We start from the raw sequence: 14,261 nt of genomic DNA on the forward strand, positions 1-14,261 counted from the left end.
CCATCGGGGTATGGCGCAGCTTGGTAGCGCGCGTCGTTCGGGACGACGAGGTCGCAGGTTCAAATCCTGTTACCCCGACAGCAGTAAAATCAGCAGAAACATCACAAAACCCCCACTCCAATCGAGTGGGGGTTTTGTTGTAGGATCGCCTGTCGGCATCAGCGTCACTCCTGCCGAGGATCGCCGGGAGACCGGCGCAAAAGGATCTCGCGCATGACTTCTACGCCAGCCACCCCAACAACTTCCGTCGTTCCCCGCCGCGCCTGGCAGGCCCTGATCGTGCTGCTGGCCGGTATGTTCATGGCCCTGCTCGACACGACCATCGTGAACGTGGCGCTGCCGAGCATCCGCACGAGCCTCGATGCCAGCGAAGCCACCCTGTCGTGGATCATCTCCGGTTACGCCCTGGCCTTCGGCCTCGCGCTCATTCCGGCGGGCCGGGTGGGCGACCGGTACGGCCACAAGTGGGTCTTCTTCACCGGCCTGGCCCTGTTCACCCTGGCGAGCCTCGCCTGCGGACTCGCACAAAACGACCTGCAGCTCATCGTCGCCCGGGTCATTCAGGGCCTGGCCGGCGGCATGTTCGTGCCAGCCGTGACCGCCGTCATCCAACTGATGTTCCCGCCGCTGTCCCGTGGCAAGGCCTATGCCATCATGGGCTCGGTCATCGGTGTCTCGACGGCCCTCGGCCCCATCGTCGGCGGACTGATCATCGAAGCCTTCGGTGTGGAGAACGGCTGGCGACTGGTGTTCTGGGTGAACCTTCCGATTGGTGTTCTCGCCCTCATCGCCACGGTCTTTCTCCTGCCCGGCGGCGCCGCGCTCCCTGAGAAGACCCGGAGCTCGCGGGCGGGCATCGACTGGTTGGGACTCGTGCTCATCTCGGTCGGTCTCGTGGCGCTCCTGGTGCCGCTGATCGAGGGTCAAGACCAGGGCTGGCCGCTCTGGACTTTTCTCACCCTGGCGGCCGGCGTGCTGCTCGTGGTGGCGTTCGGTGCCTGGGAGGTGTCCGTCGCCAAGCGCAGCGGCAGCCCGCTCGTGCCTCCGCACCTGTTCTCCCACCCGGCCTTCACCGGCGGTGTCATTCTCGCGCTGGTCTATTTCGCGGCGTTCACCAGCATTTTCTTCACCATTTCCATCCTCTGGCAGGCTGGCCTCGGGCACAGCGCCCTCGAGTCGGGCCTGGTCTCCATCCCCTTCGCGATCGGCACGATTCTCGGGGCCTCACAGAGCGACCGACTGGCCAAACGCCTCGGACGCACCATTCTCGTGGTCGGCGTTGCCTTCGTCACGATCGGCCTGACCTGGATCTGGCTGGTCATGCTCCTGACCACCCCGGGCGATCTGACCAACTGGCACCTGCTGCCGCCTCTGTTCATCGCGGGCCTCGGCAGCGGATTCTTCATCGCCCCGAACGTGTCATTCATCGTCGCGACCGTCGACCGCGCCGAGGCCGGCGGCGCGAGCGGCGTGGTCGGCGTGATGCAGCGCGTCGGCAGCGCGGTCGGTATCGCCGTGATCGGCAGCGTCTTCTTCGGAACCCTGACCGTGACCGGCCCTGGAGCGGATGCCCTCGCCACGGCTTTCACCCACAGCGCCACCATGGCGATGGCGGTGAGCGTCGGGTTCGCCCTGCTCGCGCTCGTGCTCGTCTTTGCCCTGCCGAAACGCGTCGCCGGCAACGGCCCGGCCGCTGCCGCCGGGTAAGGCAGAGTTGACGAGTATGCAGGACCTGACATGACCGTGATTCGACGACGTCGGCACAGCCTGCTGCGCCGCGGTGCCCTGTGGATCACGCTGGTCTACCTGGTGCTGCTCGCGCTTATCGCATTCTGGCCCACGCCGGTCGACCGCGACATGCACGGATCAATCGGGGCTTTCGTGACCTGGTTGCACGCACACGGGATTCCGAACCGGTTCGGTTACGACACCATTGAGTTCACCGCCAACATCGCGCTGTTCGTTCCGGTCGGCCTGCTCGTCGTCGTGCTCGCAGGAGCGCGCCGCTGGTGGCTCGGCCTGGTGGCTGGCGCCCTGATCAGCGCCATGATCGAGCTCGGCCAGCTGATTTTTCTGCCGGAACGGTTCGCGACCATGAACGACGTTGTCGCCAACAGTCTCGGGGCACTACTCGGCACGGGTCTCGCGCTCGTCGTGCTGCGATTCGCCCTCGGACCGCGCCAGACGCCCCACCCGATCCACCTTCGCTAACATTTCGGGTTGGACCTCGTCGTTTCTCTCTGCTACCTTCGGCAGAATGAAGCGTCGAGAGTTTCTCACTTTGTCAACTGCTGGCGCAGCCACGCTCGGCTTGGGTGCGCTCGGCGCACCCGCCGCGTTCGCTGCCACCGCCCCGAAACTACCCGGGGAGGTGTCGCGCCTGTCGAATGTGCTCACCCAGAAGGGACGGAAGCTCTACGACAACGTTGAGGTGGACATCGGCGGCGATCGTGCCCGCCTGTTCATTCCGCAGACAATCTCGATGAACTCGACCGCCGCCATCGGTGCCGTGTGGTTCTATCACGCGGCCTCCAGCTCCCACAACGCGCTGAACGGCGGCTTCAAATACCCGGGCGAATTGGTGGTCGACCAGAACAGCATCGCCATCTGCATCAATGCCGGCGGCACCCAGTACACCAACTCCATCGCCACGACTGCTCAGAAGAACGCCTGGACCTACCTGAACTCGCTCTACACCGTGCGTCGCAATTTTCTGCGCGCGACCTCCTTTGGCGGGTCGCTGGCCTGCTACACCTACGGCAAGAAGCTCATCCCCTACATTCGCGGCCTGTACATGGTGAACGGCCTCTATGACAACGAGTGGCTCTACGCCTACGACACCAAGAATCAGGCGCACGTCGGCGACGCCTACAGCAACGACCCCACCCTGATCAAGGGCACCAACCCGGCGCGCATCAGCGCAACACCGTGGACCAATAGCCGGGTCAAGGTGCTCGTCTCCGATGATGCCCACCCCGATGACGTCGTCGTGCCGAGCAAAAACGGTCTCGCCCTGGTCAACAAGATCAAGCTCGTCGCCGCCGACACCCAGGTGATGTACCACACGCTCGGCCACGAAACGCCGGGCTTCGCCCACACCGACATGATCAAAACCTTCGCCCAGTGGTCGGTATAACACCGTGGTCGGTCTGAGACACCGGACGGTCTAGCAGGGAGGCACTTGTGGCCAGCACAATCGATCACACCCGGGTCGACTGGGTCGACGGTGCCAAGGGCATTGCCATTCTGCTCGTGGCCCTGGCGCATGCCGTGCAGTGGACAGTTCTCTCCGGCCTGGCCCCCGAGCTGTGGAACAAGATCAACCTGATGTTCATCGTGTTTCGCATGCCGTTGTTCTTCCTCGCCTCCGGGCTGTTTGCCGGCTCCATCATCAAACGCACCTGGCCGGCGCTCTGGCGTACCCGGCTGAGCCTGCTGGTGTGGGCGCTGCTGCTGTGGACGGTCATCCGTTTCGCGTATTTCTCGCTGCTGCCGAACCCCGCGGGCTTCGATGAGACCAACCCGATCGACCTGCTGCTCGCCCCCGTGCGCCCGAGCAATGGCCTCTGGTTTCTCTACGCCCTCGCGTTGTTCTTCGTGGCCGCGAAACTGATGCGCAATCGCGTCGACTGGCGGGTGCAGATCGGTGTTGCCGCCGCGTTGTCGGTGTTGTTCTTCGCCCGTGCCGACACCGGCAACATCGCCTGGAACGGAATCGGCCGCTACTTCGTGTTCTTTCTGCTCGGCTGCTACCTGCGCGAATGGATCCTGGCCTTCGTCGACCGGCCCAGCCGGTTCGGCGCTCTCTCGCTCGGGCTCGGTTTCGGTGCGGGCTTCCTCGTGCTGGCCGGAGTGATTCTCACCGTCGACGCCCGGGTGCCGTTCATCACCGGCACGCTCGTCGTGGTAAGCCTCGCCGCCCTCGGGGCCGGCCTGCTCCTGGCCCGGTTTCTGGTGGGCTTTCGCGCGTTCAACTGGCTGACCTATGTGGGCCGCAACACCCTGCCGATCTACGTGGTGCACGTTCTCTTCGTCTCCGCCATCACCAGCCTGCTGCTGCTCGCGCGCGGCCAGGCCTGGCTCGACCGCCTCGCCCCGGCGCTGCCCCTGATCGTCGCCGGAGGCGCCGTCGCTGCCTCGCTGTTGTTCTGGCGCCTGGTGCGCGACCTCCCGGTGCTGCGCTACGGATTCGCCGTGCCGACCTGGTTCTCCGGTCGCCCTCCGGTCGCGGCGGTGAAATCCCGACCAGCAGAGCGGATGCTGCCGCGCAGCGAGTGAGGCACCCCCGTCGGCAGCGCGCGCTGATCGTGCTCACCGGCCTCGTGCTGCTGACCGTGGGCTTCCTGGCCGTCACCACGCGAACGGTCATGTTTCCGCGCGAGGACCAACCGGTCGCCGCCGACGCTATCGTCGTGCTCGGCGGACTCGGCAGCGCCGCCGTGGTGGCGAAGGCCGTGCACCTCGCCCAGGCCGGCTACAGCGGAAAGATCTTCATCTCCGACGCGTTCGGCGGTGATACCCGACCGGCGAATCTGTGTGCGCGAGCGGTGCCGGTACCGGGCACGGCGATTACCGTGGAGTGTTTCGATCCGCACCCCACGACGACCCGCGGTGAGGCCGAGGCCATCGCGGCGTTTGCGACCGAACGCGGCTGGAACCGGGTGATCGTGGTCACCTCGAGCTATCACGTGAGCCGGGCCCGGGTGCAGATCAGCCGGTGCTACGCGGGGGAACTCGCCATGATCGGTGCCGCACAGCCGATGGATCCAGTCAAGTGGGCCTACCAGTTCGTCTACCAGAGCGCCGGATTCGTGAAGGCCCTTGTCACACCGCCGTGCTGACCCAAATTCCGATTTTCACACCGTTCGGCTGGCGCTGAGGAAAATTCACGTGTTATCGTTGCGGCTATTCGCACCAATAGTGCTGCGCAATACCCGAACTATTCACTGCGCCAACACTGCGCCACTACTACCCGAGGCGGCCGATGTTCGATTCCACCCTGCGCCGATTGAGCAGCACGCCGGTCGTCCTGGTCGTGCTCGCCGCACTGTTCGTCATTGTGTCCAGCGTCGTGCTGCCCCGATTCATCACCACAGTGGGCATCATTCTGATTCCACTCACCCTGCTGGCCTTTGCCGCCGTCGTCACCTTGTTCCTGCTGCCGGCGCACATCCTTCCGGCCGTCGCGCTCGTCACCTTCGCGCTGATTCCGGCGCGCATCCTGCCGCAGGACGGCCCGATCGGCGCTCTGCCGCTGACCACCATGATCATCGTCATCTGGGCCATTCGACGCCTGCTGCCGACGAAAACGGATGCCGGCTCCGCGACCCCGTCGGCCCCCTTCCGGTCGGCCACCCGCTACTTCGCCCTGCTGTTTCTGGTCTGGACACTGTTCACCCTCGCGCGCACCACCGACCTGCAGGCGAGCCTGGGTTGGATGATCAGTTTCAGTGCCGCCGTTCTGCTGCCGCTATGCATCGGAACCAGCACCCGAGAGGCGTACTGGATTCGCCGCACCTGGCTGTTGCTCGGAGCCTGGCTCGGCGCCTACGCGGTCGTCGAAGGGGTTCTGCGCTTCAACCCGATCTGGGGCACCCTGTTCTCGGTGCTCGGGCTGACCGACCACCAGCACTGGTCGGTGTATCGGGCCGACGCGTCATTCGGGCATCCGCTCTTCGCGGCCCTGTTTTTTGCCGTCGCCTGCGCCTTGGCCATTGGCATCTGGCTGCGGGAGAACTCCAAGCCCGCGCTCGCCGCCGCCGTCTTCAGTGGCCTCGGCCTGGTCGCCACCGTCTCGCGCGGGGCGATTCTCGCCGCTGCCATCGCCATCGGTTTCGCCTACGCGGTGTCGCTCGTGCTGCGCGGCGAAAAGCGCTGGGGCAAATTCGCCCTGCTGGCCGGGCTCTTTGTCATTGCCGTGGTGGGATTGTTCCAGTTCGATGCCTTCACCGCTCGCAACAACTCCGTCGAAGCCGAGCTCTCTTCGCAGGCCCGCGACCTCGGCGTGTGGGTGTCGGTGCAGGCCGCGAATCTCACCGGCTGGATCGGGTCGGGCCCTGGCACCTCCGGCATCACCGGGCGTCTGTTCAACGAGGTCACCATTGAGAACTCGCTGCTGCAGCTGCTCATCAGTATCGGCCTGCCCGGCCTGGTGCTGTTCCTGCTGATGATCGGTTCGGCCGTCGCGCACGCTCTGACCCGTCGGGCGGTCGGCGCTGCCGCCGCCCTGATGGCGTACACGGTGTGCATCGCCGGCTTCAACGCGATCGACGCGCTGCGCCCGATGCACCTGTTGCTGGGCCTGCTGCTGATTCTGGCGCTGAATCCCAGCAGAGCGGATGCCGCCGGCCCGCTCGAATCCGGCCGCGCACCCACCGCGCGGCGGGCATCCGTGCGCCCCAAACGGGGGTATGCACGACTCTGACGCAGGAGCTCCGTGCACGCTACGCTAAACCGACAGATTCTCACGTTTGAGTTGATCCGTTTAGCCGTTCTGTTTAGCCGATCCGTTTCACCGGCCCGTAAGGGGAATGGGCATGATGACAGCATTTAATGGACACCTGACAGTTTTACAATCGCTGAGTCCGCCCGACGGCACCACCCGGTACGTCAACCAGGTCGTCGAGGGCGCTCCCGATGCGGTGACCATGCGATTCTTCTCCTGGCGCACCGCGCTGCTCGGCCGCTATGACGTCTTTCACGTGCACTGGCCGGAGCTGCTCATCCGCGCGCCGAGGCCGCTGAAGGCCCGGCTGCGCCGCGGTGCGCTGTACGCCCTGCTGCTGCGCGCCAAGCTGCAGCGCATTCCGATCGTGCGCACCGCGCACAACCTGACCCCGCACGAGGCCGGTCACGATGCCGAAACTCGCGCGCTGGACGCGCTCGACGCTCGCACGGCCCTCGTAATCCGGCTCAACCCCACCACACCGGTCGAGCCCGAGTCCCGGGCGGTCACCATTTTGCACGGCCACTATCGCGACCGTTTCAACGGCATGCCGCTGCCAGACTCGGTGACGGGGCGCATCCTCTATTTTGGTTTGATCCGCCCGTACAAGGGTGTCGAAACGCTGCTGCAGGTGTTCCGAGCGTTGCCTCGGCCCGACCTGACGCTGCGCATTGTCGGCCGGCCGTCGAGCGGGCTGGGTGAGATCATCAGCACCGAAACCGCCCGCGATGCGAGGATCAGCTCCGTGCTGCGTTTCGTCTCCGACGAGGAATTGGTGATCGAGGTCGGCGGGGCCGAACTGGTCGTGCTGCCCTACCGCGAAATGCACAACTCGGGCGTGCTGCTCGTGGCACTGTCGCTCGATCGACCGGTTCTCGTGCCGTCGACACCCTCGAACCAGGCGCTGTCCGAGGAGGTCGGCCCCGACTGGATCTACCTCTACGAGGGCGACCTCACTCCGGAGATCCTGCTCGGCACCCTCGAGCGGATGCGCGCGGCCGGCCCGCGACCGCGCCCGCAGCTCTCCGGGCGCGACTGGAAAACGCTCGGCCTGCAGAGCTATCACACCTACCTGCGGGCCCTGCAACTGACCGGTCGCACCGTGGCTGCCGGGCGGAGCATCCATTGACCGCCACGATTCAGCCGGGAACCCCCGAGAAACCCCGCTCGACCGCCGGACTCGGCCGCACCGCGGGGCGCGGAGCATCGACCACCCTGGTCGGCCAGCTCATTCGCATCGGCGTGCAGCTCGGCGGCATCGTCGTGCTCGGCCGGCTGCTCGCCCCGAGCGACTACGGCCTCGTCGCCTCGGTCGCTGCCATCATCGGCGTCGGCGAGGTGCTGCGCAACTTCGGGCTGTCGTCGGCCGCCATTCAGGTGCGCGACCTCAGCCGGCACCAAAAAGACAACCTGTTCTGGATCAACAGCCTGATCGGGCTCGCGCTCATGCTGCTCGCGGTACTGTTCAGCCCGCTCATCGCCACCCTGTACGGCGACGACCGGCTCGTGCTGCTCACCCAGGTGCTCGCCGGAACGTTTCTGCTCAACGGCCTGGCCACCCAATTTCGCGCGGACCTCAACCGCAACTTTCACTTCGTGGCCCTGGCCGGGTCGGAGATCGGCGCGCAGGTCGGCGCCCTCTTCGTCGGTATCGTGATGGCCCTGAACGGCTTCGGCTACTGGGCTCTCGCCGGGCAGCAGATCAGCCAGGGCATTCTCACCATCATCATTCTCATTCCGGTCACCACCTGGTTTCCCGGCTGGTATCACCGCGCCGCGCCCATGCGCCACCTGATCGTGTTCGGGTCGAACCTGGCCGGTACCCAGCTGCTCGGCTACGCCAGTCGCAACACCGACACGATCGTGATCGGTGCCACCCTCGGTGCCGGCCCGCTCGGCCTGTACAACCGGGCGTTCCAGCTGCTGCTGCTGCCGCTCAACCAGATCAACGGTCCGTCCACCCGGGTGGCCCTGCCGGTGCTGGCCCGGCTGCAGGACGACCCGCCCAAGTACGACCGGTTCATTCTGCTCGGGCAGACGATCATGCTGCACGCGGTCACCATCGTGCTCGCCTTCTCCTGCGCCCAGGCCCTGCCGATCATCAGCATCGCGCTCGGCAGCCGGTGGCTGGGTTCCGCACCGATCTTTCAGATTCTTGCCGTCGCCGGGTTCTTCGAAGCCGCCGCCTACGCCACCTATTGGGTGTTCCTGTCGAAGGATGCCACCAAGCAGAACCTGTATTTCGCCCTCACCACTCGGCCGTTGCTGGTGGCCTTCGTGCTGGTCGGTTCGCTCTGGGGCGTCTACGGCGTCGCCGCCGGGTACTCGATCGGCGTCGCGCTGATCTGGCCGATCGGCCTCTGGTGGATCAGCCGGGTAACGGATGCGCCGGCGCGGGCCATGTTCCTGGCTGGCGTGCGCGCGATTCTCGGTTACGGTTTCGCCACCGGCGTCAGCTGGGCCGCCGTGCAGTGGATTCCGATCGAGCTTCCGTTCGCGCGCGTCGCCCTCGGCGGAGTCGCGCTGCTCGCCGCGATCGGCCTGGTCATGCTGATCTGGCCGATTTTTCGCCGCGATGTGCGCTCGATCACCCAGGCCCGCAGCTTTCTGCGCACCGCGAAGGCGTCGAAATCGGGCAGCCCCAGCGTTGATATCGACACCGACCAGCTGTCCCCCGCCCGCATCCCGGCGCGGAACCGCACGGCCGGCCGCACCCGGCTGCGCATCATCCGCCGGTTGGACCGGGTCGTGCACGGCCTGGCCGCGGCATCCGCTCTGCCGTATCTGCGCGACCGCGCTGCGCTGCAACACGCGACCAACCAGCTGCGCCCGTTCGATCTGCGCGCCCAGCGGTGGCATGTTCTCGTTGCACCGCCCGGCGAAGGCAATATCGGCGACCAAGCCATGGTCGAAGCTTTTCTTGAGAACGTGGAGGGACCGGTGCAGGTGCTCGTGCGCCGGCCGGCGGACGTACGGATTCCCACGCAGCATGCCTCGCGGGCGCAGCTCGTACCGATTCCGCACCTGATCTACGGTACCGGACGGGTACACCGCCAGGCCATGGCCCTGCTGGCTCCGGTACTCGACGGAGCCCGGTCGCTGACCGTGATCGGCGCCGACATCATGGACGGCGCCTACAGCGTGCGCGCCTCGTCGCGCCGAGCGGATGTTGCCAGCCTGGCCCGCAGCATCGGCGTCGAAGCGCGCATTCTCGGCTTCAGCTGGAACGGCCACGCCAATGCGGGAGTGCGCCGGTCGCTCGCCCGGGCCGGCCGGATGGGCACGCGGTTGCAGCTGCGCGACCCGGTCTCCAGCGAGCGCGCCCGCACCGATCGCTTCGAGAACGTGGTGGATGTCGCCGACGCCGTGTTCGCCGCCCGCACCAGTTGTAGCCTGGCCGTGACGGAATATCTCGGGGCCACACCGGCCCGGTACGCCGTGGTCAACGCGAGCGCGCTGGTTGGCCGCAGCTTCGACCAGACCACGGAGTACGCCCGAATCGTCACCGCACTGCTAGAGGCGGGGCTCCGCGTGGTGTTACTGCCGCACGTCGTGCGCACCAGCGGTGACGACGCGGCCGCCTGCCGAGCCGTGTTCGACCGGCTGGCCGCCTCTGGCGGGCTGACGGATTCCGGAGTGGTCCTGGTGAACCGGCTGCTCAGCCCGGCCGAAGTGCGCGGGCTGTGCGCCGGCGCCGACATCGTGCTGACCGGTCGCATGCACCTGGCCGTGCAGGCCATGTTCCACGAGGTGCCCGCCGTTGCCCTGTCAACCCAGGGCAAGGTCGCCGGCATGATGCGGCTCTTTGACACGCAGGAACTGTGCGTCGAACCGGGCGTCGGCTTAGCCGAGCGCATGATCCCGGTGGCCCTGGCCGTGTTGGCCGAGCGAGAGAGCTATCGCGATCGGCTTGCCGCGCGGCTGCCCGAGGTGCAGCGCCTGGCCGCCCTGAACTTTTCGGGATTGCCGAGTGCAACGCGTTCCCATTCCCCTGCCCTGACGGCCCCGAGCCCGACTCCCCACAGACAAGGCCCCGCATGACACTCTCCTCACCGACCCCGCCCGACTATGCGCGCGGGCACCCAGCCCTGCGCCGCATCCTTTTTGTTATTCCGTCACTGCACGGTGGCGGGGCAGAATTCGTAGCCCGCACCTGGATGGGCTGGCTCGCCGACCAGGGCTACGAGGTCAGCGTCGTGCTCACCGCCGCCGAGGTGAAGCCGGAGTACCTGCCTGACGGGGTTGAAGCCATTTCACTCTCTGCCCAGCACGGCCATGTGCGAAAAGCCTCCGCGCTGCGCCGCCGCCTGCTCGACTGGCAGCCCGACGTGGCGATCTCCCTGCAGGCGCACCCCAATCTGGTGCTGCTGACGGCAGCCCGCCTGATTCCGGTGCGACTGCGGCCGCGCGTGCTGGTGAGCGAGCGCAACCTGGTGTCGCTCGGACTGCCCGGATCGGGCCTCGCCCACCGGGTGAAGATCTGGTTCGCCAAGCGCCTGTATCGGTGGGCCGACCACGTGATCGCCATCTCACATCCGGTCGCCGCGGAAATGGTCGCGGCTTTCGGGGTGCGCGGCGACCGCATCACCGTCGTCGCCAACCCGGCGACCGCGAAGCTGCGCGGAACCCCGCGCGGGCCGGGTACGACCGCGGCGCGGGTCGAGGTGAGTGGTGACGGTACCGCTCCGGCCGAAGCGGGCGGCACCACCATCCTGGAGCGATCCGAACGCCGGCCGGGGTCGGCCAATGGCATTCAAATCGTGCTGGCCTGCCGGCTGGTGGCGCAGAAGCGTCCGCTGCTCGCCATCGCGGCCGCAGCGGAGCTCGCCCGTCGCGGCGTGGCCGTCGAGGTCGTCTCCTTCGGCGGCGGCCCGCTGCTCGACGACGTGCAGGCCGCGGCCCGGCAGGAGCACGTCGTCTTTCACCACCGCGGCTGGGTCGAGAACTGGTTCGACCACTTCGGCGACAACGCGGTGGCCCTGCTCACCTCGAGCCGGGAAGGCTTCGGCAATGTGCTCGTGGAGGCCGCGGCGGCCGGCTATCCGGCGGTCGCCGTGTCGGGGGCACTCGGGGTAGCGGATGCGATTGTGCCCGGTATCACGGGGGAACTCGCGCTGTCCGCTCATCCGGTTGACCTCGCCGACGCCATCCTGCGGGCAGCCGAGCTGCCGCTCGACAACATCGAACCCTGGCTGGCCCGATTCTCGGAGGAAGCCAGCGGCTCCGACCTGGAACGAGTGCTGCTGCGGGTTGTGGAGCGCACATGAGAATCTTCGCCTCGGCCATGGGCCAGATCGACAATGTCGGCGACACCGTGTTGCGGCGGGCCTTTCTCGAGGCGCTGCGCGGGGCCGGCGAACTGCAGGTGTTCGTGGGCGCCCGATCGGATGCCTATCTGAGTGGGCTCGGCCTGCACGACGAAGACCGGGTCTACCGCACCAGCGCCGAGTGGCGACGAGAGATTTCGCGGTCGACGCTGCGGGAGGCATCCGTGTATGCCTTCAACGCCGGCGAAATGGAGCTGCAATGTGCCTACGCGCTGCGCTATCTGCGGTTGGCGCCACACCTGGCGCTCAACCGGCTGCGCGGCGGCCATGCCGTGCACGCCGGGTTCGGCGTGCGGCAGAAGACCGGCTGGCGCATTCCGGTAGCGGCTACCCTGCGCCTGTGCGACCTGGTGGCCTGGCGCGACGCCTACAGCCGTTCCGCGATGGGGCTCGGCCGTATCGCTCCCGACTGGGCCTTCGCCACGGGAGCAGCGGATGCCGACCTGATCGCGTCCACCGCGGATCGCCCGCTGCTCGCCGTCTCGGTGCGCTACAACGGGCGACGCCCCGACGCGGCCTGGCTCGCGGCGCTCCGCGGTCTGGCCGACACTCTCGGGCTCGAGATCGTCACCGTGTCGCAGATTGAACGCGACGGGCCACTCGCCGAAGAACTCGCGGTCTCACTCGGCGGCACCGCCCTGGTCTGGGACGGCCCGGACCATGCAACACAGGAGCTTCGCCTGCGCGAGGTGTACCAGCGGTCGCTGCTCGTGGTGAGTGACCGGCTGCACGCCGCCGTGATCGGGCTGACCGAGGGCGTACTGCCGCTCGTGATCGCTGACGCTGGGCCGTCGAAGGCGGCCCGCACCCTCGACGCGGTCGGCATCAAGGGCGCCACGATCGGCTGGACGCTGCCCGACCCGGCGGCGCTCGAGCGCCGGTCTCGCGACGTGATCAGCCGCCGGGAGCCGATCCTGCGCCACGTCGTGGAGGCCCGCGCTTCTCTGCGGGAGCTGACCGACACCATTCGAAAGCTCACGGCGTGAACGGGGGGCACGCCGCCGGGCGGTCAGAGGCGGTCGCGCATCCGGTCGTGAGCGTCATTGTTCCGGCCTACAACGCGGAGGAATTTCTTCAAGACGCCATCAAGAACCTGCTGCAGCAGACGCTCACCGTTTCCGCCGCCGGGTCGGTCGAGATCATCGTGGTCGACGACGGATCAACGGATGCGACGGCCCAGATCGGCGCGCGGGCTGCAGCCGCCCACGCCAGCGTTTCGTATTTTCGACAGGAGCAGAACGGCGGAGTCGCCCGCGCCCGGGCCCGCGCGGTGGCTGAGAGCCGCGGCGAATTTCTGTGGTTCGTCGATTGTGATGACGACTGGGCGGTGTCGGCGCTCGAGAAACTCGTGGCGGCGGCCCGGGCGACCGGCGCCGACGTGATCGTCTGCGGCGCCGAATACGTCTATCCCGGCCAGCGGCGCCCGTTAGCTGCGCCGCCGCTGAATGGTCCGATCAGCGGCGCCGAGGCTTTTGGAATGCTGCTCGACGGCGAGCTCACCGGGCACCTGTGGAACAAGCTGTTCCGCCGGGAGCTCACGCGCGAGATCGAGTTCACCCCGGCCCGGGTGCACTCCGACCTGGCCATGGTCGCCCAACTGCTCGCTGCGGCCGCTCACGTGGCCGTCATCAGTGACGTGCTGTATTCCTACGTCGTGCGCGGTGGGTCGATCATCCGCTCGGGGTCGCGCCGAGCGGAGTCGCTGCTGCTGGTGGAGCAGGCCGTCACCACTGCGGCGATCACCCTCGACACCCGCATCATCGGATCGAACTCGTACGGGTACTTTCGGCTGCGCTACGTGCTGCTCTCCGGACTGAAGGACGCCCTGAGCGGCCCGTACGACGCCGACGAACGCGACGAGATCGTCGCCGAGCTGCGCTCCCGGCTCACCTGGCGGCTGGTGCTGCTCGCTGCGCGTCGTGGCGACTGGAAGCGCCTCGCGCTGGCCGGCTCGGCGAAGGTCAGTGTGCCGCTGCACCGCCGGGTGCTGCGCCTGGCCGCCGAGCAGGGTGAGCGCTGAGCCTGTGGAGGCTGCAGCGGGCGAGCTGCGCAGAGACGTCACGCGGAGGGGCGCCATTCTGGGCGTTTTCACAGGAAAGTGAAACGGATTCGACTTTGGCTCTCGATAGGCTCGGGACCACAGTTCAATCCGAATAGTCCCCTACGATCTCGGTCTTCGAACGCTGAATACGCATCGCACCCCAACGACTCGGCCAGCATCCGGCACGAAGCGAACCGTCGAAAGACTCGCCCGCTACAGATCACCGGAATATCTCCAACCTGACCGAATCGCAGAGATCGACGAACCGATTCTCGGGCGAGAATTCACCCGCGCCTGCCCTGCGATACGGCTCTGCGATACGGCTCTGCCAGCATCCGCGCCGCTCGCGCACCAGCTGTCCATTCGCGACCCTGACTCTCCGGAGGACTCCACCGTGCACCTGTTCCGCAACCGCCCCCAACGCACACCGGCTGACCGCACGCCGACT

Annotated in this window: 11 protein-coding genes and 1 tRNA gene; all 12 read left to right on the top strand. The window is 67.1% G+C overall.

What is annotated here, in order from left to right; all coding sequences use genetic code 11:
* The first annotated feature begins 4 nt into the window (after positions 1-4).
* Positions 5-78 (top strand) — tRNA-Pro (locus E3T35_RS10805).
* A 135-nt stretch (positions 79-213) separates the two neighbouring features.
* Positions 214-1,707 (top strand): DHA2 family efflux MFS transporter permease subunit, encoded by a 1,494-nt coding sequence (locus E3T35_RS10810; RefSeq protein ID WP_134379045.1) that lies wholly within the window; start codon positions 214-216, stop codon positions 1,705-1,707.
* A gap of 30 nt (positions 1,708-1,737) precedes the next feature.
* Positions 1,738-2,211: a VanZ family protein gene (locus tag E3T35_RS10815; protein ID WP_134345214.1), complete on the top strand. Its 474-nt coding sequence runs from the start codon at positions 1,738-1,740 to the stop codon at positions 2,209-2,211.
* 46 nt (positions 2,212-2,257) lie between these two features.
* Positions 2,258-3,136, top strand: coding sequence for a hypothetical protein (locus E3T35_RS10820; protein WP_134345215.1), 879 nt, complete (start codon positions 2,258-2,260; stop codon positions 3,134-3,136).
* Between the two features lie 47 nt (positions 3,137-3,183).
* Positions 3,184-4,278, top strand: coding sequence for an acyltransferase family protein (locus E3T35_RS10825; protein WP_134379047.1), 1,095 nt, complete (start codon positions 3,184-3,186; stop codon positions 4,276-4,278).
* Positions 4,275-4,841 (top strand): YdcF family protein, encoded by a 567-nt coding sequence (locus tag E3T35_RS10830; RefSeq protein WP_134345217.1) that lies wholly within the window; start codon positions 4,275-4,277, stop codon positions 4,839-4,841. Before E3T35_RS10825 ends, E3T35_RS10830 begins: the two co-directional genes overlap by 4 nt.
* A 143-nt stretch (positions 4,842-4,984) precedes the next feature.
* Positions 4,985-6,424, top strand: a complete 1,440-nt coding sequence (locus E3T35_RS10835; protein WP_134379049.1) for an O-antigen ligase — start codon at positions 4,985-4,987, stop codon at positions 6,422-6,424.
* Positions 6,425-6,536: 112 nt separating this feature from the next.
* Positions 6,537-7,574: a GDP-mannose--glycolipid 4-beta-D-mannosyltransferase gene (locus E3T35_RS10840; protein ID WP_134379051.1), complete on the top strand. Its 1,038-nt coding sequence runs from the start codon at positions 6,537-6,539 to the stop codon at positions 7,572-7,574.
* Positions 7,571-10,486, top strand: a complete 2,916-nt coding sequence (locus tag E3T35_RS19285) for an oligosaccharide flippase family protein (RefSeq protein WP_166789920.1) — start codon at positions 7,571-7,573, stop codon at positions 10,484-10,486. The genes E3T35_RS10840 and E3T35_RS19285 overlap by 4 nt, the downstream gene beginning before the upstream one ends.
* Positions 10,483-11,712 carry a glycosyltransferase gene (locus E3T35_RS10850; RefSeq protein ID WP_134379053.1) on the top strand — a complete coding sequence of 410 codons (1,230 nt, stop codon included), beginning with the start codon at positions 10,483-10,485 and terminating at the stop codon, positions 11,710-11,712. Before E3T35_RS19285 ends, E3T35_RS10850 begins: the two co-directional genes overlap by 4 nt.
* Positions 11,709-12,758: a polysaccharide pyruvyl transferase family protein gene (locus tag E3T35_RS19290; RefSeq protein WP_166789921.1), complete on the top strand. Its 1,050-nt coding sequence runs from the start codon at positions 11,709-11,711 to the stop codon at positions 12,756-12,758. The genes E3T35_RS10850 and E3T35_RS19290 overlap by 4 nt, the downstream gene beginning before the upstream one ends.
* 47 nt (positions 12,759-12,805) lie before the next feature.
* Complete coding sequence (locus tag E3T35_RS10855; RefSeq protein WP_206750659.1) at positions 12,806-13,792, top strand: glycosyltransferase family 2 protein; 987 nt, start codon at positions 12,806-12,808, stop codon at positions 13,790-13,792.
* The last annotated feature ends 469 nt before the right edge of the window (positions 13,793-14,261 follow it).

Source organism: Cryobacterium sp. TMT1-2-2, from assembly GCF_004403505.1.
Taxonomy (GTDB): domain Bacteria; phylum Actinomycetota; class Actinomycetes; order Actinomycetales; family Microbacteriaceae; genus Cryobacterium; species Cryobacterium flavum.